The sequence below is a fragment of the Bombilactobacillus bombi genome, assembly GCF_003522965.1.
GTDB lineage: Bacteria > Bacillota > Bacilli > Lactobacillales > Lactobacillaceae > Bombilactobacillus > Bombilactobacillus bombi.
On the sequence record NZ_CP031513.1, the window covers coordinates 162850 to 182052 of the forward strand.

Here is a 19203-nt window from a genome sequence, read left to right on the forward strand (position 1 = left end):
ACGTGGCCAAAGTTAAGTCAAGATATGTATGTCAAAATTGTGGTTATATTTCACCACGAATGTTGGGACGTTGTCCTAATTGTGGAGCCTGGAATCAACTCGTCGAAGAATTAGAACCAACGAAAAGTACGAAGCAAAACAGTACTAGCATTTTACATCATAGTATCGCCAAGCCTCAAAAATTAACAGAAATCACTTTTAATGAAGAAAAAAGAGTCCATACAGGGTTGAAAGAACTTGATCGTGTACTGGGCGGCGGGGTCGTACCGGGTTCTTTGGTTTTAATTGGTGGTGATCCTGGAATTGGAAAATCAACACTCTTGCTGCAAGTTTCAGGTAGATTAGAACAAACTGGTGGGCAAGTTTTGTATGTTTCAGGTGAAGAAAGTGCTTCCCAAATTAAATTGCGGGCTAATCGACTGCATGTTGGCGGCGATAATCTTTATATTTATCCCGAAACTGATATGAGCGCGATTGAACAGGTCATTGACGAGCAAAAGCCGGATTATTTGGTTATTGATTCGGTGCAAACAATGAACGTTCCTGATTTATCATCAGCAATTGGTAGTGTGGCTCAAATTAGAGCAGTTACAGCATTATTGATGACCATTGCGAAACAGCAAGGCATCAGTGTTTTTGTAGTCGGACATGTGACTAAAGGTGGGGCTATTGCGGGTCCGAAAATTTTAGAACATATGGTCGATACTGTGCTCTATTTTGAAGGAGATTTGCATCATAATTATCGGATTTTACGTTCTGTTAAAAACCGTTTTGGCTCGACTAATGAAATTGGGATGTTTGCAATGCACAATGAAGGTTTAACTGAGGTCGATAACCCTTCAGAAGTTTTTTTGGAAGAAAGATTAGCCAACGCAACTGGATCAGCGGTAGTGGTTTCGATGGAAGGCACCCGTCCTATCTTAGTAGAATTACAATCATTAATTACACCAACACTTTATGGAACAGCCAAACGAACAACAACTGGCTTGGACCATAATCGTGTGTCTGTAATTATGGCTGTTTTGGAAAAGCGGGCTAATATCTTATTACAAAATCAAGATGCCTATTTAAAGGCCACTGGTGGGGTCCGTTTGGATGAGCCGGCGATTGATTTGGCAATGGCAATGGCGATTGTTTCCAGTTATAAGAATCTTGGTTTAGCAGCCGATGAATGTTTTGTGGGAGAAATTGGTTTGACAGGTGAGATTAGGCGAGTTAATTTGATTGATCAACGCATTAAAGAAGCTGCCAAATTAGGCTTTGAAAGGATTTATATTCCTGCCAATAACGAAGTTAGTAATGATGAACATTACACAATTGAAATTGTGGGTGTCCGAACGATTAATGATGCAATTAAAAAAGTTTTTAAAAACCAGCATTAACGCGTTGATTTTTTATCAGAAGCGGGTAAGCTAGTATAGTAGACAGTTTTTGAAGAAAGAGGAAATAATTGTGACTGATAATCAAATTCGAGTACGTTATGCACCTAGTCCAACAGGACATTTGCATATTGGTAATGCACGGACAGCATTATTTAATTATCTATTTGCGCGCCATAATCATGGCACCTTTGTTATTAGAATTGAAGATACTGACACTAAGCGTAATGTAGCTGGTGGTGAACAAAGCCAATTAGAAAATTTGAAATGGTTGGGGATTGATTGGGATGAAGGACCAGATGTAGGTGGCGACTTTGGACCTTACCGACAATCAGAACGACGTGAAATCTATCAAAAATATATCCAACAGCTACTGGATGATGGTGTAGCTTATGAATCTTATAAAACTGAAGAGCAATTACAAGAAGACCGCGAAGCCCAAAAAGCTCGAGGCGAGATGCCACACTACGAATATGAATATGCAGGAATGACTGAACAACAAAAGCAAGAAGCAATACAAGCTGCTCAAGAGCAAGGTTTAAAACCAGTCATTAGAATTAAGGTTCCAGAAAACAAAGTCTTTGAGTGGGATGATATTGTTAAAGGCCAAGTTAAATTTGAATCCCAAACCATTGGTGGCGATTGGGTTATCCAAAAACGTGATGGGATGCCAACTTACAACTTTGCAGTCGTAGTCGATGATCATTTAATGCAAATTACGCACGTTTTACGTGGTGATGATCATGTCGCTAATACCCCTAAGCAGTTAATGATTTATGATTATTTAGGTTGGGAAGCTCCCAAGTTTGGTCATATGACGCTAATCATTAATAGTGAAACTGGTAAAAAGTTAAGCAAACGTGACGAATCAGTGCTTCAATTTATTGAACAATATCGTGAGCGTGGCTATTTGCCTGAAGCAATGTTTAACTTCATTACCTTACTAGGGTGGTCACCAGTAGGCGAAGATGAAATTTTCACGCAAAAGCAGTTTATCAAACAATTTGATCCAAAACGTTTGAGCAAATCACCCGCAGCTTTTGACCAGAAAAAGTTAGAATGGGTCAATAATCAGTATGTGAAAGCAGCTGATTTAAGTCGCATTACAGATTTATCCTTAGCTAATTTGATTCAAGCTCAATTGATTTCAGAAAATCCTGATTTAAAGACAATTGAGTGGGTTCGCTCGTTGGTAGCTTTATTTAAAGACCAAATGAGTTATACTAATCAAATTGTCGAATTATCACAAATATTCTTTAGTGATCCAGATAAATTAGATGATGCAGCAATGGCCGAACTTCAAAAAGATGAAGCTGAGCCAACTTTAAAGGCCTTCCAAGCTTTAATTGAAAAGTTGCCACGTTTTACAGCAACTCAAATTATGCAAGCTATTCAACAAACGCGCCAAGAAGTGGGAGCTAAGGGCCGTAAACTCTATATGCCAATTCGTATTGCTACAACTCGTTCTATGCATGGACCTGGAATTGGTGAAGCTATTGAGCTTCTTGGTTATGAAAAAACACAACAGCATATTGCAGAAACTCTTAAACAATTAGAAAATTAATTTCAGAAACACAGCGTGTGAAGAATTAGTTCGACATAGCTGTGTTTTTTCAGCACAAAGGAGGTATTTCATGCTCAAAATTTTTAATACTTTAACTCGTAAAAAAGAAGAATTTGTGCCTTTAAAAGCACCACAAGTGACGATGTATGTTTGTGGGCCCACTGTATATAATTATATTCATATTGGCAATGCACGTTCGGCGGTTGTTTTTGATACCATTCGCCGTTATTTACAGTATCGAGGATATCAAGTACAATTTGTTTCTAATTTCACGGATGTTGATGATAAGATTATTAAAGCTGCCCGAGAACAAGAGTTAACTCCTCAGCAAATTGTGAATAAATATATTGCAGCTTATCAAGAAGATATGGCCGCTTTAAATGTGCTGCCAGCAACGTTGAATCCACGAGCAACGGAGAATATGACTGACATTATTAGTTTTATTGAGGATTTAATTTCTAAAGGTTATGCGTATGAAAGTGCGGGGGATGTTTATTATCGGGCCCGCAAATTTGCTTATTACGGACAATTATCAGGGCAAGATATCGATGATTTAGAATTGGGTGCTAGTCAGCGCACCAATGATATGGACACTCTCAAAAAAGAAGACCCCATTGATTTTGCTTTGTGGAAAAAAGCACCGACCCATGAAATTTCTTGGGATTCACCCTGGAGTAAAGGAAGACCAGGGTGGCATATTGAATGTTCGGTCATGGCTACTAAATATCTGGGAAAAACAATTGATATTCATGGCGGTGGTGAAGATTTGGTTTTCCCACATCATGAAAATGAAATTGCCCAAAGTGAAACACATACTGGACAACAATTTGTCCGGTATTGGATGCATAATGGCTTTGTCACTATTGGCAGCGATAATGAAAAAATGAGTAAATCTTTAGGTAATTTTGTTACAGTTCATGAATTATTGCAGCAAGTGGACGCCCAAGTGTTGCGGTTGTTTATGGCCTCGACACAGTATCGGCGTCCAATACAATATTCAGATGCTAATTTGCAAGAAGCTCAAAGTAACTTACAGCATTTACAAACTGCAGCCCAAAATTTAAGCTTTCGTTTGCAAGATGATGACTTTAACGAATTTAATGCGCAAATTCAATCACAGTTAGAAGCTATCGAACAACATTTTATAGCACATATGGATGATGACTTTAATGTTCAAAATGGCCTTAGTGATATTTATGAATTAATGCGTTTGATGAATCAATATGCAACTGCAGAACAGGTTAATCAAAAAAATATTAATAATTTATTAGATAAATTTTCTGAATTATTACAGATTTTTGGAATTGAATTTGTAACTAATCCACAGTTGAATCACCAAATTGAGACCTTAATTCAAAAACGGGATGCTGCTCGTGATCAGAAAAATTTTGCCGAAAGTGATGCTTTAAGAGATCAACTTTTAAAAATGGGTATTATTCTCGAAGATACTCCTCAAGGAACGCGGTGGCGCAAAAAATGATTGACTATCAACAACTTAATGGCTTAACCCTTGCTTATATTGGTGACGCAGTTTGGGAGGTATATGTGCGTGATTATTTGGTGAATAGTGGTTTGACTAAAGTTAATAGATTACAAAAACGAGCAACACATTTTGTTTCAGCAAAAGCACAAGCGGCCTTGATTGCCTTAATGCAAAAAGATAACTTTTGGACAGTAACAGAAAATGAAATTTTTCGTCGCGGGCGTAATGCCAAAGCAAACACCCATGCTAAAAACACATCTGTTCAAACTTACAATATATCGACAGGTTTTGAAGCCATATTTGGCTATTTAAAAATCAGCGGTCAAGCTGAACGGATTCAAGAAATGGCTGACTGGTGTATTCAACAAGTAGAGGCAGGACGAACTAATGAATTCAATTTCCAATAATACTAACCAAGCAGAAATTATCTTTGGTTATCATGCGACAATAGCAATTTTACAGGCAGAAAATGCACCACAAAAAGTCAATAAAATTTTTTTACAAAAGGGACTGCACAGTGAAAAAATCGCTGCCATTGTTAAAATAGCCCGTGCAAAGCATTTAGTGATTCAAGATACTCCTAAAACTCGACTTGATGAATTAACTAATCATGGTAATCATCAAGGCATTGTTTTAACAGTTACCCCTTTTGAATATGTAGATTTAGCTCAATTACTACAAGATTTACGTGGACGAAATGAAGAGCCCTTTTTCTTGATATTAGATAATATTAATGATCCGCACAATTTTGGCTCAATTTTACGTACAGCTGATGCAGTAGGAGTCAATGGAATTATAATTCCTAAACGTCGTGCTGTAGGTGTAACTTCAGTGGTAGCTAAGGCTTCCACGGGGGCAATTGAACGGTTACCAATTGCGCGAGTTACTAATCTGGTTCAAACAATCAAGCAATTAAAAGAACAAAATATTTGGATTTTCGGGACCGATATGAATGGAACAGACTATCGTCAATGGAATGCACGTGGAGCGATTGCTTTAGTGATTGGTAATGAAGGCAAAGGTCTATCACCATTAGTAAAACAACAAGTTGATCAAGTGTTAACCATTCCAATGATTGGAAAAGTGCAAAGCTTAAATGCTAGTGTGGCAACAGGGGTCTTGTTATATCAAGCTTTTACTAGTCGAGAAAGTTAATTACCATGAAAAATCAGATTTTAATTGTTGACGGATATAATGTCATTGGTACTTGGCCGCAACTGGCAAAATTAAAAAAACAAGATCACTTAGAAGAAGCTCGGGATCAGTTGTTAGATACCTTAGCAAATTATCGTAATTTTTTTGAAGGTCAAATAATTGTTGTTTTTGATGCAATGTATGTTCCTGGAATCAAGGAGCAATTTACTAAATGGGATTTAGATGTTATTTTTACTCCTGAGGATGTTACGGCTGACACTTATATTCAAAATTTGAGTGAAAAATTAAATATTATTTCTAATCAAGTTACAGTTGTAACTTCAGATCAGGCAGTTCAATGGACAATATTTTCTCGAGGGGCAATTCGCTTGCCTTCCTATGAACTTTATAAGCGGATTCAAGATATGCATCGGCAATTAACTCAAGAAAGTCGGCAGCATCATGATCGAAGTATACAACGCAATAATCCTTGGAGGGAAGATCAATTAGAACGTTTAGCAAATTTACGCGACCAATTATCATCCGAATCTTAATGAGTGTTTTCGTGATTTTTTGTTTGACTGGCTGTCAAAAGCTTTCTACTAAAAACTCTGCTTTTCAAAAGGGTGAATATTGGGTGCGCCAAGGCCAACTTGCTCGTGCTCAAGAGTATTTTAAACACGCTCCACAAGCGCAAGCACACACTTATTATCAGCAGATTGCATCTTTAAAAAGAGCCCAACAGCATTTTAATCAAGGACAATTTAAGTTGAGTCAACAACAAGCTCAACAAGTAAGCCATCAAGGGCCAACACTTTTTAATATTCATAAAACGGCACGCCAGCTCATCAAAATTAGCCGTCAAGCCCAACGGCAAAAATTTTTGGGCCCCACGGTGCCAACTTCTTTAGCACAAATAGATTCCACAAACATTGGTCAAAAGATTAATGCTGGCATTTTGCTTGATCAAGATAGCGGCCAAGTTATTTGGCAAAAGCAAGCTCAACAAACTTTACCAGTAGCCTCCTTGTCAAAATTATTAGCAGTCTATACAATTTATCAAACATTAACAGCACGCCATATTACTTTGAATACCAAAATTGAGGCTACGTCAGTAATTACAGGAATTGAAAATCACTCTAATTTATCCACTGCAAAGTTAATTGTGGGACAAAAGTATTCAATTGAAGAATTGTTGCGTGCAACCATTGTTGCCAGTGCCAATGATGCTGTTATGGTTTTAGGGCAGTATTTATATGGCAATCAAGAACAGTTTGTTCAGCAAATGGTTCAAAATGCAAAAGTATTACATTTAAAGAGTACGCAATTAGTTAATGCTAACGGGTTACCAATTGATATTGATCCTAGCATTGCTAATAATCCGCAAGCCAAAGTATTGGAGAATCAGTTATCTGCTCAAGACTTGGCGCGGGTAACGCAGGCTTTATTACAACGTTTTCCCCAAGTTGTAAAAATTTCGCAACAAAAGCAAATTAGAATTGGCAACGAAGATTTTGTAAATACTAATGAAATGCTAACTCAATCACGATACATGACAGATAAGTATCAAGTGGATGGCTTGAAAACTGGAACCGGTGAGGCAGCAGGATATGGCGTGATTGTGACGGCGAAGATCCAAAATCGACGAGTGATTTTAGTTATTCTCAAGGCATCTTCTAATACTGCCCGTTTTGAACAAGCACAAGAATTATTAGACTATTTAGCTGCTAATTGGACAGTTCGTCGAGAAAAATTGCCAACATTTCCTCGAAGTACATGGATGGAGATTTGGCGTAATCAAAATGTCCATACTCCTTTACAGTTACAATATCAAATAAATTTACTAGATAAACCGCAACAATTAGATTATTCAATTTGGAATCAGAAACAGCAAATTCCTGTTTTGCCCTCCAATAATTAAACAAATGTTCTCTTTATGAGAACTATTTTTTGTGCTATTTTTAAACTATCGTTTGTTGATCCGTCAGGAGTAAAATTCATGGGGAACCAACAATTGTTAGAGCAGGATTTGACTTGGATAGCACAAGTGAAAAATGATAATTCATCACAGGCTTTAAAAAATATTTTTTTAAAATATCAGCCTTTAGTAGAAAAGTATGGCCAACTCTATCACATTCCCTTGTTTGAGCGTGATGATTGGTATCAAGAAGCTTGGTTAGTGTGTTATCAAACTTGTTTGATTTTTAACGGTCACCAAGGTTCCAAATTTGGCAGTTTTTTTAAATTGCGGTTGCAACATCGAGCGGCTAATCTTTTACGTGAACAATTGGCAGTTAAACGCCAATCAAACTTTAAAGCCGTTTCGATGGAATTTTTAGCAGAAAATGATCCAGAAATGAAATGTTTATTGAATTTAAGTAATAGTTATGCTAATGATAGTGAAATCAATCTTTTTGATTATCAGAAATACGTTGCGAACTTATCGCCATTAGAGTTATATTCTTTAAAAGCTTGGTTGGGTATTGCTTCGAAAACAACTAATAAATATTCTGAGCGGGCTGTCATGCGAGCTGCTCAACGAGCACGGATTAAATTGCGGCAGGTCGCCAGCAGTTAGTCTTGACAGGACATTGGCAGTCAGGTATAGTGACTAATGATTAGGTGAAAATATGGCAACTAAAAAAGTTATTTTAGAGTGTAGCATTTGTGGAGCACACAATTATAAAACAAATGTGTCTCCTCAGCACACTAAACGATTAATTTTGAAAAAGTATTGTTCCAAATGCCAACAACATACATGGCACCAGGAAACTAGATAAAGGGATGAAAAAATGAAATTTTTAAAAAGTGTTGTACAAGAAATGAAATTAGTCGAATGGCCGACGGCTAAAGAAAATCGTCATGATACTGGAACAGTTATTTTAACTTCAATTGGTTATGCATTATTTTTGGGCGCTTGTGACTGGGTTTTCCAAAAGCTAATTACATTATTTGTAACACATAAATAATTTGTAGTTGGTTATAAAATTTGATATATTATAAGTGTTGGTAAGACTTCGTGCAAACGAGGTTTTTTTATTTGCAAAAATAAGGAGAACATAATGGCGGAACAAGGACAGAAAATGTGGTATGTCTTGCATACTTATTCAGGTTATGAAAATCGTGTAAAAGAAAATTTACAATCTAGGGCTCATTCGATGGGCATGGAAGATTATATTTTTGATGCGGTTGTTCCTCAAGAAGAAGAAACTGAAACCAAAAATGGTAAAACTAAAACAGAAATGAAAAAAACATTTCCAGGCTATGTCTTAGTTGAAATGATTATGAGTGATGAATCATGGTTTGTAGTCCGTAATACTCCAGGTGTGACTGGTTTTGTTGGCAGCCACGGTGCTGGTAGTAAACCAGCTCCGCTATTGCCAGAAGAAGTTGAACATATTCTTCATAATATGGGAGATCAAAACACTAATTATGATATTGATTTAACTATTGGTGAGACAGTTAAGATTGTTGATGGTGCTTTTGCGGGATTAGAAGGCAAAGTCACCTCAACTGATGATGAACACGGTAAAGTCAAAGTGGAAGTTGATATGTTTGGTCGTTTAACAGAAACAGAATTAGACTATAATTTAGTTCAAAAAATTTAGTAAGAGTTGAGTATTTATCGTGGTAGTGGTAAACTGTCATAGTATGCCATTTGGCATGTCTGTGGGAGGGAAAATCATGATTCCCATCTTGACCACATCACGGACTTAAGGAGGTATGTACCGTGGCTAAAAAAGTTGCAAATGTCGTTAAATTGCAAATTCCTGCTGGAGCAGCAACTCCAGCTCCTCCAGTTGGTCCTGCTTTAGGACAAGCTGGTATTAATATTGTGGAATTTACCAAAGATTTTAATGCTCGTACTGCTGAGCAAAAGGGTACTGTTATTCCAGTAGTGATCACAGTTTATGAAGATCGCTCCTTTGATTTCGTAACTAAAACACCACCTGCAGCAATGATGTTAATGCAAGCAGCTGGCGTAAAAAAGGGTTCTGGTAATCCACGCGATGAAAAAGTCGGTAAGGTTACTCAAGATCAAGTACGTGAAATCGCTGAAACTAAGTTGAAAGATTTAAATGCCAATGATGTCGAAGCAGCTATGAAGATGGTTGCTGGAACAGCACGGAGTATGGGTATTACTGTTGAAGATTAGTCTATTTCAACTTACGTTCTAAACAAGTGGGAGGGGCAAAGCCCCATTATGACCACAATCGCAAGGAGGAACTTAAACGTGGCTAAACATGGAAAAAAATATTTAGAAGCTGCTAAGCAAGTAGATGCAAGCAAAGTATACGAAGCACAAGAAGCAATTGATTTACTAAAAAAGATTAATTATGCAAATTTTGATGCTACTATCGAAGTTGCTTACAATTTGAATATCGATACTAAACAAGCAGATCAACAAATTCGGGGCGCAATGGTGTTGCCTAATGGTACTGGTAAAACTCAACGAGTGGTAGTTTTTGCTGATGGTGAACAAGCTAAACAAGCAGAAGCAGCTGGTGCTGATTTTGTTGGTGCTGATGACTTAGTTGACAAGGTTACTGATGGCTGGTTAGATTTTGATGTTGTAGTTGCCACACCAAAAATGATGGCTAAAGTTGGCCGCTTAGGTCGGATTTTAGGACCTAAAGGATTAATGCCAAATCCTAAGACCGGTACTGTTACTATGGATGTTGAAAAAGCTGTCAAAGATATTAAAGCTGGACAAGTAACTTATCGGGCTGATGCTCAAGGGTTGATTCATGCACCTTTAGGTAAGATGTCTTTTGATACTGACAAATTAGTTGAAAACTTCAATGCCTTTAACAACGTTGTTGTTAAAGCACGTCCTGCAACAGCTAAAGGTCAATATATTAAATCTGTTAACTTGACTTCAACATTTGGCCCTGGAATTAAAATTTCAGTTGACTAATTATTTAATTAATGATAACTTATCATAAGAAACTACCTAAGACTCAGGTGGCGTAAGCCTTAATATCCTGCCGAGGCTAGATGCTGAACAAGTAGGGCATTGTGTCTTAGGGCGCGATGTCCTTTAATTTTAGGTAGAAAAAATTTATGGAGGTGAAACTTAATGAAAGACGCTGTTCTTAACGCTAAACAGGCCCAAGTTGATGCAGTTGCTGACAAAATGTCACGTGCTGAATCAATTATTGTGGTTGATTATTTAGGTTTAAGTGTTGCCCAAGTTACTGACTTACGGCGGCAATTGCATGATGCTGATGTTGAGATGAAAGTTGTCAAGAATTCTATTCTTCAACGTGCTGCTAAACAAGCAGGCTATGAAGGCTTGAATGAAACTTTTGCTGGACCTACAGCAGTGGCCTTTTCTTATGAAGACCCAATTATTGCTGCAAAGATTATTGCTAAATTTGCTGAAACTGTTGAAGTTTTGGAAATTAAGGGTGGTATGATCGAAGGTCAAGTTCAAACTTTGGACAAGATCAACGAATACGCACATATGCCTAGTCATGATGAACTCTTGGCTACATTGGCATCAATGTTGCAATCACCTGTTCGCAAATTTGCTTATGCTGTTAAAGCAATCGCTGAAAAGAAAGAAGCAGATGATTCTGCTGCTTAATTAAATTAAATTTCATTGGAGGAATTAAAATGGCTTTCGATAAAGATGCTATTATTGAATCATTAAAAGAAGCAAGCATTTCTGATTTAAACGACTTAGTTAAGGCTATTGAAGAAGAATTTGACGTTTCTGCAGCTGCTCCTGTTGCTGTAGCTGGTGGTGCTGGCGATGCTGGTGCTGAAGCAAAAGATTCATTTGATGTTGAATTAACAGAAATTGGTCAAGAAAAAGTTAAGGTTATCAAGGCAGTTAAGGATATCACAGGCTTAGGTTTGAAAGATTCTAAAGCTTTAGTTGATGGTGCTCCTTCAGTTGTTAAAGAAGGCGTTTCTCAAGCAGATGCTGATGATATGAAAGCTAAACTTGAAGAAGTTGGCGCAACTGTTACATTGAAATAATGATTAAATAAAAAAGTCATCCGAATTTAAATTCGGATGACTTTTTTATATCCATGATATTAATCAACGGTAAGCTTAACAGCACCTAAATCACAATTAAATGTAGCTTCCCACTCACCAGCAGTAAGCTTCTCTGGGAGGAGGAAAGTGCCACTAGAAACTCGCTGTCCAGCGGTTAGTTTCAAATTTTGACTTTCTAATTTTTGGACTAACCATTGTAGAGAATTTAAAGGATTGCCTAAGACTTCTGTTGCAGCGCCATCTTTTAAGTGTTGGCCATCATGGAACAATTGGCATTTTACATTTGTTAGCTCATCAGGGTTAGTAAACATTTTGTTAGTGGGGGTCTCTTGACCGTATACTACATAACCACCAACAGCTGCATCGGCAACGACTAAATATTTGGATAAACTTGGGAACCAATCTGAAAAGCGGGAATCAGGGACTTCGACTGCTGGTGCTACGGTTGTTTTTTTCATTAAATCCGCTAATGAATCTGTACTCGATAAGTCTTCTTGCGCAGTAAACATTAACTCTACTTCTGCTAAAGGATCCATTAGTTGGTTAGCCGTAAAATGAGCAGGTGACTGTAAAAAATGACTTGTTACTTGCGCACCATAAAGTGGTGAATCAGAATCAAACATTTTTTGCGTTTCCTCGCTGGTTAAAGAAACCTTATAACCACCGACTTTTTCTTCTTTTTGTTGTGTTAGCTGATATTGTACGCGATAAGCAGAATCTTCATCATGAAAAAATCCTTGGTAATCATTTTGTTGTAGAGGCTGATGGTTCTGATATGCATGGAATAAGTTATCAGCTACGGCCATTTCATTTTCTGTTAAATCATTCATTTTTAAAGTATTCATTAGATAATCCTCCAATTAATTGTCTGTTTGGCCTTGAAGTAACAAGGAAAACAGTATTTTTAGTATCGAAATAATAATCTGACTTGAATCATTTGAATTTGAAATCTGAACTTCCAATGTTACCACCACCTTTAATTGGATTGATTTTATAATTAAAAAACACCCTTAGCCTATAGCTAAGGGTGTTAAAAACACGGTACCACCTTATTTTGTATTTTTAAAATTAAAAATACCTCATGTACACTAATTAAGTAATACATTAACACAATAATGGATGTAACCAATACTACCTAAAGATTTCAGCAGCATAGCTATGAGATGATCATCACTTTGACTAGTAGATTGTTTTTCACCAACCAACAACTCTCTGACTACATCGTTAAAATGAAATTCTCATGAACGCTTTTAATTTTTATTTAATTGTTGAAAGTAATTTATCATGCTTATCGAAAAAAGTCAACGGTATTTAGAGAAATATTAATAATTAATTATTAAATTAAAAAAGAAAATTTCTTACATAGTATTGAAGCAAGTTACTCATAATATAGTTTTCTTGCATTAGCTTTAGTACTTAAAGCGTATTATAATAAACAATAATACAAGAAAGGATTACTTCTTAAATGGAACAGTACTTTACAGCGCAACCAACTGCGCAACATCAAGAACGAACTTTTAGTTTTAATTTGAGAGGCCATCTTTTACAGTTGACTACTGATAATGGTGTATTTTCGAAACAAACTGTGGATTTCGGGACACGCACACTTATTAGTGCAATTGATTTTACTAAGCTGCCTGCGGGAAATCTTTTAGATTTAGGATGTGGCTATGGACCTATCGGGTTAACATTAGCCAAAGAGCAACCACAACGCCAGATTATGATGGCAGATGTCAATGAACGAGCATTAGAATTAGCACGCAACAACGCTGCTGAGAATCGAATTACTAATGTCCAAATTCAAATCTCAGATATATACCAGCAACTACAACAACAAACTTATGCTGCAATCTATACTAATCCACCGATCCGTGCTGGTAAGGCAGTAGTCAATGCTATGATAACGCAAGCTAAGAATCATCTAGTACTTGAAGGACAATTGTGGCTGGTAGTACAAAAAAAGCAGGGAGCACCAACTTATAAGAAGATTATGCAGCAGACTTTTGAAAATGTTCAGGTTATAAAACGAGATAAAGGATACTATGTGTTAAAAAGTGTTAAAACCAACAATTAAAGAATTATATACCGCACAAGATTTAGAAAATTATATGCACTCTACAATTAAAATTGCTCAAAAGGCTTTAATTGATGATGAAGTACCAATTGGGGCTATTATTGTTGATAATCAAACGAAAGAAATAATTGCTACCGGCTTTAATCAACGGGAAGTTCAGCAGCGTGCAACTGCACATGCAGAAATTTTGGCTATCGAGTCAGCTTGTAAATCAGTTGGCAGCTGGCGGTTGGAGCATCATTCCTTATTTGTAACTTTAGAACCTTGTGCAATGTGTGCAGGAGCGATTATTAATAGTCGTATTGCTGATGTCATCTTTGGAGCAAGTGATCCTAAAGCAGGTTCAGTCGGTTCGTTAACTAATTTATTTACCTTAGATTATAATCACCATCCTGATTTTCAAGGCGGGGTATTAGCTGCTGAATGTGGAACTTTGTTGACGGATTTCTTCCGCACAATTCGTCTTAATCGAAAACATTCATAATATTCTGGCATGGTGCTAAAAATATTGAAGGCTAAATAACTGGTTAAAAGGTTAGCTTAACTATTGCAAAAAACGGAGAAATAGGTTAATATTATTATTGCCGTAAGGCCAGAGGCAATGGTGGGCTTACGAATCGTGTCAGGTTCGGAAGAAAGCAGCACTAAGTAGGATTCCGTCATGTGCCTTTTGATATGAATTTTTATACTCTTAGCTTTTTAGCTAGGAGTTTTTTATTATAATGATAAATTTTTGACCATAATTGTCGCTTTGGATTAGAATAGAAGTATCAATTTTGGGAAAGGAGTTTTTAATGGCTTATCAAGCTCTTTACCGTGTATGGCGGCCGCAGACTTTTGGTGATGTTGTCGGTCAAGAAGCAATTACAACTACTTTACGTAATGCTGTGGCAACTAAGCAAGTAAGTCACGCTTATTTATTTACTGGTCCGCGAGGTACTGGAAAAACTTCTTGTTCCAAAATTTTAGCTAAAGCTGTGAATTGTTTAAATCCGCAAAATGGTGAGCCTTGTAATCAATGTGAAATTTGTCAGGCAATTACTGAAGGTAGTTTAAATGATGTAATTGAAATTGATGCTGCTTCTAACAATGGAGTTGAACAAATTCGTGATATTCGTGATAAAGTGAAGTATGCACCAACCCGTGCTGAATATAAAGTTTATATTATTGATGAAGTTCATATGCTTTCGACGGGTGCTTTTAATGCTTTGTTGAAGACGTTAGAAGAACCGCCAGCTAAAGTGATATTTATTTTAGCAACTACAGAACCGCAAAAAATTCCGGCAACTATTATTTCCCGAACACAACGGTTTGACTTTCGAAGAATTGAAGCCAGCGATATTTTGAAGCGGCTTGAGTATATTCTGCAAGATAAAGACCTTTCTTATGATGAAGAGGGATTGCGCTTAATTGCTCAAGCTGCCGAAGGTGGAATGCGGGATGCGTTAAGTATTTTAGATCAAGCACTATCGCTAAATAATGATCAGCTCACTTTAAATAATGCCTTGCAAGTAACTGGAGCATTGGATAAACAACAACTTGAAGACTATTTACAAGCAGTTATCAAGCATGATGCTGCTCAAGCTTTAGACAATTTACATCAGTTATTGACTAGTGGACGTTCCGCCATGCGACTGACGGATTCGATTATTGAAGTATGTCGCGATTTATTGCTTGTTAAAACTGATGAACAGCTTCTGGATGAATTTGATCGTTCGTTAGTGGCAACTACTGTTTTGGAGGCTAAAGATCAATTTAGTCAAGACCAATTATATAAAATGATTGATGCCGCCTCTAAAACGCAGCAAGATTTACACAATGCAACCCATGCCACGATTTATTTAGAAGTATTAACTGTTAAACTTTGTGAAATTATGTCAAGGCAACCAGTAGCTGCGAATACTGTTGATAATAGTCAATTGCAATCTATGCAACAAGAAATTGATTCTCTTAAGGCACAATTGCAAAAGGTTAATAACAATATACAATCTAAAACAGCAACCAAAAAACAAACAACACCGGTTAAACATCAAAAACCTGGTACTAAAAAAATTCATGTTGATCAACAAAAAATTAATCAAATTTTAGCTAATGCAACCCGCCAAGACTTAAATCAAGTCCGTGAGATTTGGCCAGATCTGATGAGTATGCTTAATGTCACTCAAAAAGCAGTTATGAAAGTTTCCAAACCAGTAGCTGCCAGTAATGAGGGTATCGTAGTAGCTTTTGATTATGCGATGTGGTTTGAGCGGGTAATGAGCAACCAAGAAATGTTGGATATGTTGAAAGATAACATAGACAAGTTGCTTAAAAATGATGCTGATGTTGTGATTGTTGCTGCGGAAGATTGGCCGCAAATTCGGCAAAACTTTTTACAAAATCATAATATTACTGCTCAACATTCGGAAGCAAAACCTGCTTCAACACAAAATCCTGCAGTAGCAGAAGCAAAAAAGTTATTTGATCCAGATTTGATAGAATTGAAAGATGATTAAGGAGTAAGTTATGAAAGCACAAATGCCTGGTAATATGCAAAATATGCTCAAACAAGCACAAAAATTACAAAAACAAATGTCACAAGCACAAGATCAATTAAATGAAACTGAATTTATTGGCAATTCCGCCGATGAAATGGTAAAAGTCGTCTTTACCGGTAATTATCAATTAAAAGATATCCAAATCAAACCAGCAGCAATTGATCCAGATGATCCGGAAATGCTGCAAGATTTAATCATTATGGCTGTTAATGATGCAATGGACAAAATTGCGCAGCAAACTCAACAAACATTAGGTCAATATACTCCAAAATTATAAGAGGTAATTAAATGCAATATCCTAAACCAGTAGCTAATTTAATTGATTCATATATGAAATTACCTGGGATTGGTGAAAAAACTGCAGTTCGGTTAGCATTTTTTACAATTGATATGGATGATGAAGATGTTCAAGAATTTGCCAGCAGCTTAAAAGCCGTTAAAACCAAATTACAATATTGTTCAATTTGTGGCAACATTACGGATACCAATCCTTGTGAAATTTGCAGTAATCCACATCGTAACTCTGAGCAAATTCTGGTTGTGGAGCAACCAAAAGATATTATGGCAATGGAAAACATGCATGGTTATCAGGGGTTATATCAAGTTTTAGGTGGGGTATTGTCGCCAGTCAATGGAGTTGGTCCTGATGATTTAAATATTAAGCATTTGTTGCATCGCTTAAAGGATAACTCACAAGTGAAAGAAGTAATTGTAGCGACAAATGCTACTCCTGAAGGAGAAGCCACTGCTATGTATTTAGCTAAACTGATTAAACCAGCGCAAATTAAAGTAACACGATTAGCTCATGGATTGGCTGTGGGTGCTGATATCGAATATGCTGATCAAATGACTCTCCAACGTGCTGTCGAAGGTCGTCAACAAATTTAAGAAGATCAAAGAGGATTGCAGCAAGCTGGTCTTGTTGCAGTCCTTTTTAATATTTGAGGAAATATTATGATTGAATCAACCAAAATCCGTTGTCAGTGGGTGCCCTCTGATAATCAATTAATGCAAACTTATCATGACTTGGAATGGGGAACACCGACTACTTCCACGCAAGCATTATTTGAATTATTAACTTTAGAAATATTTCAAAGTGGGCTCAGTTGGCAAATCATTTTAAATAAACGCGACCATTTTCGACGGGCATTTGCACAATTTTCAGCAGCTCAAGTAGCTAATTTTAATCAGCAAGATATCGAGAACCTAATGAATAATGCTGATATTGTACGTAATCGGCGTAAGATTTTAGCAACTATCAATAATGCCCAAGTAATTGTTAATGATTTTCCCGACAACCAATTTAGCGAATATATTTGGTCTTTTACAGGTTATCATGTGATTAAACATCATTATGCACACTATTTTGAGATTCCTAAATTTGATTCATTAGCAGTTATTGTTAGTCAAAATTTACGACAACGTCATTTTCAATTCATTGGCCCGGTTACAATTTATTCTTTTCTACAAGCTAGTGGAATCGTGAATGATCATGAACTGGGATGTTTTCGCTCTGATTAATGCATGGGTATTATGATGATTTGAGCCAGATAAGGGTAGAAATTATTACAATAATTAGCCAGCAATAAATTATTTCATGTTATAATCATCTCAATGAAATATTTTTATTGATAGATTTTAAGCAATGTGCAAAGGAGTATTATGACGAATAAAATTGCGGTTTTAGGTGCCGGTTCTTGGGGAAGTGTGTTAGCTAGTGTTTTAGTTCAAAATGGACATAAAGTTTGTTTGTGGACTCGTCATCAAGAGCAAGCTGATGAAATGAACCAACATCATACTAACCAGCACTACTTGAATAATTATCAATATCCTTCTCAATTACAAGCAACGACAGATTTGACGGAAACTTTACGCCAAGCAGATGTAGTCTTGTTTACAGTGCCAACATCAGCTATACGTTCAGTTGCCCAACAAGTAGTTCCGATTTTACAAGAGTTGCATCAGCATCCTTTGATTGTGCATGCCAGCAAAGGCTTAGAACAAAAAACTCATCTAAGAATTTCTGAAATTTTAACATTTGTGATTCCTTTTGATTGTCGAAGTGGGATTGTGGCTCTTTCTGGCCCTAGTCATGCTGAAGAAGTTGCCAAAAAAGATATAACTTTGATTACTGCTGCTAGTACGGATCTGGCTGCGGCTCAACAAGTTCAACAGTTATTCATGAACGACTATTTTCGAGTTTATACAAATACTGATTTAATCGGAGTGGAATTAGGGGCAGCATTTAAAAATATTATTGCCTTAGGTGCTGGAGCCTTACATGGCTTGGGTTATGGTGACGATGCCAAAGCTGCACTCATGACTCGTGGTTTGGCTGAAATTTCACGCCTGGGAGTAGCTTTAGGTGCTCAGCCATTAACCTTTATTGGTTTGTCAGGTGTTGGGGATTTAATTGTTACTTGTACAAGTGTGTATTCGCGCAATTGGCGTGCAGGTAACCAACTAGGTCAAGGCAAAAAATTAGCTGACGTTGTAGCAAATATGGGAATGGTCATTGAAGGCGTTAAAACTTGCCAATCAGCCTATGAATTGGCTCATCAGCAGCATATTGAAATGCCGATTACAGAAGCTATTTATCACGTTTTGTATGAGCATGCTGATATTAAATCAGAAGCAGTTGAATTAATGCGACGTGAAGGAAAATCTGAAATATATTAAGTTTTTAATAGTTTATCTGTTAGATATTCTTTTACACCGAGACCATTTTCAAATAAAATGTAGGTCTTGTCTTGATATTTTAAGTTAATAGTAGTAGCTCCTAAAAAATTTCTTGATTCTATTTGGTCAATCTGGGACAAATCAATTTGAATGGGACGTTTCCACCGAAAACCTAAATATTTTTTGAGTGATAATAGCTGGTTGGTAATTTTAATATTTGCATAGCCATATTGCGTCTGATTATGAAAGATAATTGCAAAATATGTGTTCATCATTACCACCTCAACTGAATTGTAATGGATGATACGGGTTTCAGAGCAAACAAGATAACTTTAATAATTCTA

24 protein-coding genes, 1 other RNA gene and 2 other annotated features are annotated in these 19203 nt (G+C 36.7%); of the genes, 23 read left to right on the top strand and 2 right to left on the bottom strand.

Annotated features, from left to right (window positions below; translation table 11 throughout):
- Positions 1 to 2: 2 nt before the first annotated feature.
- The 15 genes from radA (at position 3) to rplL (ending at position 11548) form a co-directional block, all read left to right on the top strand.
- Complete coding sequence (radA, locus tag DS830_RS00810; RefSeq protein ID WP_118899404.1) at positions 3 to 1382, top strand: DNA repair protein RadA; 1380 nt, start codon at positions 3 to 5, stop codon at positions 1380 to 1382.
- A 70-nt stretch (positions 1383 to 1452) separates the two neighbouring features.
- The gene (gene gltX, locus DS830_RS00815) at positions 1453 to 2943 is read left to right on the top strand and encodes a glutamate--tRNA ligase (RefSeq protein WP_118899402.1); all 1491 of its coding nucleotides are present in this window, start codon (positions 1453 to 1455) and stop codon (positions 2941 to 2943) included.
- Positions 2944 to 3013: 70 nt separating this feature from the next.
- Positions 3014 to 4423 (top strand): cysteine--tRNA ligase, encoded by a 1410-nt coding sequence (gene cysS, locus DS830_RS00820; protein WP_118907927.1) that lies wholly within the window; start codon positions 3014 to 3016, stop codon positions 4421 to 4423.
- Entirely contained in the window at positions 4420 to 4833 is a 414-nt protein-coding gene (locus DS830_RS00825) for a Mini-ribonuclease 3 (protein ID WP_118899399.1), read from the top strand. Before cysS ends, DS830_RS00825 begins: the two co-directional genes overlap by 4 nt.
- Complete coding sequence (gene rlmB / locus DS830_RS00830; RefSeq protein WP_118899397.1) at positions 4814 to 5581, top strand: 23S rRNA (guanosine(2251)-2'-O)-methyltransferase RlmB; 768 nt, start codon at positions 4814 to 4816, stop codon at positions 5579 to 5581. The genes DS830_RS00825 and rlmB overlap by 20 nt, the downstream gene beginning before the upstream one ends.
- A 5-nt stretch (positions 5582 to 5586) precedes the next feature.
- Complete coding sequence (locus tag DS830_RS00835) at positions 5587 to 6114, top strand: YacP-like NYN domain-containing protein (protein ID WP_118907928.1); 528 nt, start codon at positions 5587 to 5589, stop codon at positions 6112 to 6114.
- Entirely contained in the window at positions 6114 to 7481 is a 1368-nt protein-coding gene (locus tag DS830_RS00840) for a D-alanyl-D-alanine carboxypeptidase family protein (protein WP_118907929.1), read from the top strand. Before DS830_RS00835 ends, DS830_RS00840 begins: the two co-directional genes overlap by 1 nt.
- Before the next feature lie 78 nt (positions 7482 to 7559).
- The gene (locus tag DS830_RS00845) at positions 7560 to 8138 is read left to right on the top strand and encodes a sigma-70 RNA polymerase sigma factor region 4 domain-containing protein (protein ID WP_118907930.1); all 579 of its coding nucleotides are present in this window, start codon (positions 7560 to 7562) and stop codon (positions 8136 to 8138) included.
- Between the two features lie 52 nt (positions 8139 to 8190).
- A complete protein-coding gene (rpmG, locus tag DS830_RS00850) occupies positions 8191 to 8340 on the top strand; it encodes a 50S ribosomal protein L33 (protein ID WP_118899390.1) in 150 nt (49 codons plus the stop codon).
- Between the two features lie 12 nt (positions 8341 to 8352).
- Positions 8353 to 8529, top strand: a complete 177-nt coding sequence (gene secE, locus DS830_RS00855; protein ID WP_118899388.1) for a preprotein translocase subunit SecE — start codon at positions 8353 to 8355, stop codon at positions 8527 to 8529.
- A 93-nt stretch (positions 8530 to 8622) separates the two neighbouring features.
- Complete coding sequence (nusG, locus tag DS830_RS00860; protein ID WP_118899386.1) at positions 8623 to 9168, top strand: transcription termination/antitermination protein NusG; 546 nt, start codon at positions 8623 to 8625, stop codon at positions 9166 to 9168.
- 122 nt (positions 9169 to 9290) lie between these two features.
- Complete coding sequence (gene rplK, locus DS830_RS00865) at positions 9291 to 9716, top strand: 50S ribosomal protein L11 (RefSeq protein ID WP_118899384.1); 426 nt, start codon at positions 9291 to 9293, stop codon at positions 9714 to 9716.
- Between the two features lie 78 nt (positions 9717 to 9794).
- A complete protein-coding gene (gene rplA, locus DS830_RS00870; RefSeq protein ID WP_118899382.1) occupies positions 9795 to 10478 on the top strand; it encodes a 50S ribosomal protein L1 in 684 nt (227 codons plus the stop codon).
- Positions 10479 to 10495: 17 nt separating this feature from the next.
- Positions 10496 to 10615: a sequence feature (ribosomal protein L10 leader region), on the top strand.
- A 25-nt stretch (positions 10616 to 10640) separates the two neighbouring features.
- Positions 10641 to 11150 carry a 50S ribosomal protein L10 gene (gene rplJ / locus DS830_RS00875; protein WP_118899380.1) on the top strand — a complete coding sequence of 170 codons (510 nt, stop codon included), beginning with the start codon at positions 10641 to 10643 and terminating at the stop codon, positions 11148 to 11150.
- 29 nt (positions 11151 to 11179) lie between these two features.
- The gene (rplL, locus tag DS830_RS00880; protein ID WP_118899379.1) at positions 11180 to 11548 is read left to right on the top strand and encodes a 50S ribosomal protein L7/L12; all 369 of its coding nucleotides are present in this window, start codon (positions 11180 to 11182) and stop codon (positions 11546 to 11548) included.
- Positions 11549 to 11607: 59 nt separating this feature from the next.
- On the opposite strand, the gene DS830_RS00885 is transcribed toward rplL, so the two are convergent.
- Positions 11608 to 12414: a 2-keto-4-pentenoate hydratase gene (locus DS830_RS00885; RefSeq protein ID WP_118907931.1), complete on the bottom strand. Its 807-nt coding sequence runs from the start codon at positions 12412 to 12414 to the stop codon at positions 11608 to 11610.
- 175 nt (positions 12415 to 12589) lie between these two features.
- Positions 12590 to 12823, bottom strand: a binding site (T-box leader).
- A gap of 211 nt (positions 12824 to 13034) precedes the next feature.
- On the opposite strand from DS830_RS00885, the gene DS830_RS00890 reads away from it, so the two are divergent.
- The 8 genes from DS830_RS00890 (at position 13035) to DS830_RS00925 (ending at position 18859) form a co-directional block, all read left to right on the top strand.
- Positions 13035 to 13643, top strand: a complete 609-nt coding sequence (locus tag DS830_RS00890; RefSeq protein WP_118907932.1) for a class I SAM-dependent methyltransferase — start codon at positions 13035 to 13037, stop codon at positions 13641 to 13643.
- Complete coding sequence (locus DS830_RS00895; RefSeq protein WP_420836984.1) at positions 13624 to 14127, top strand: nucleoside deaminase; 504 nt, start codon at positions 13624 to 13626, stop codon at positions 14125 to 14127. Before DS830_RS00890 ends, DS830_RS00895 begins: the two co-directional genes overlap by 20 nt.
- Positions 14128 to 14233: 106 nt before the next feature.
- Positions 14234 to 14322, top strand: an RNA gene (gene ffs / locus DS830_RS00900) — signal recognition particle sRNA small type.
- A 115-nt stretch (positions 14323 to 14437) separates the two neighbouring features.
- Positions 14438 to 16138: a DNA polymerase III subunit gamma/tau gene (gene dnaX / locus DS830_RS00905; protein WP_118907933.1), complete on the top strand. Its 1701-nt coding sequence runs from the start codon at positions 14438 to 14440 to the stop codon at positions 16136 to 16138.
- 10 nt (positions 16139 to 16148) lie between these two features.
- A complete protein-coding gene (locus DS830_RS00910; protein WP_118899372.1) occupies positions 16149 to 16457 on the top strand; it encodes a YbaB/EbfC family nucleoid-associated protein in 309 nt (102 codons plus the stop codon).
- 11 nt (positions 16458 to 16468) lie between these two features.
- The gene (recR, locus tag DS830_RS00915; protein ID WP_118907934.1) at positions 16469 to 17068 is read left to right on the top strand and encodes a recombination mediator RecR; all 600 of its coding nucleotides are present in this window, start codon (positions 16469 to 16471) and stop codon (positions 17066 to 17068) included.
- A gap of 66 nt (positions 17069 to 17134) precedes the next feature.
- Positions 17135 to 17701 (top strand): DNA-3-methyladenine glycosylase I, encoded by a 567-nt coding sequence (locus DS830_RS00920; RefSeq protein WP_118907935.1) that lies wholly within the window; start codon positions 17135 to 17137, stop codon positions 17699 to 17701.
- A gap of 141 nt (positions 17702 to 17842) precedes the next feature.
- Positions 17843 to 18859 (top strand): NAD(P)H-dependent glycerol-3-phosphate dehydrogenase, encoded by a 1017-nt coding sequence (locus DS830_RS00925; RefSeq protein WP_118907936.1) that lies wholly within the window; start codon positions 17843 to 17845, stop codon positions 18857 to 18859.
- Here DS830_RS00925 and DS830_RS00930 read toward each other — a convergent pair.
- Positions 18856 to 19134, bottom strand: a complete 279-nt coding sequence (locus DS830_RS00930; protein ID WP_162887465.1) for a hypothetical protein — start codon at positions 19132 to 19134, stop codon at positions 18856 to 18858. The two genes, DS830_RS00925 and DS830_RS00930, sit on opposite strands and share 4 nt — an antisense overlap.
- Between the last annotated feature and the right edge of the window lie 69 nt (positions 19135 to 19203).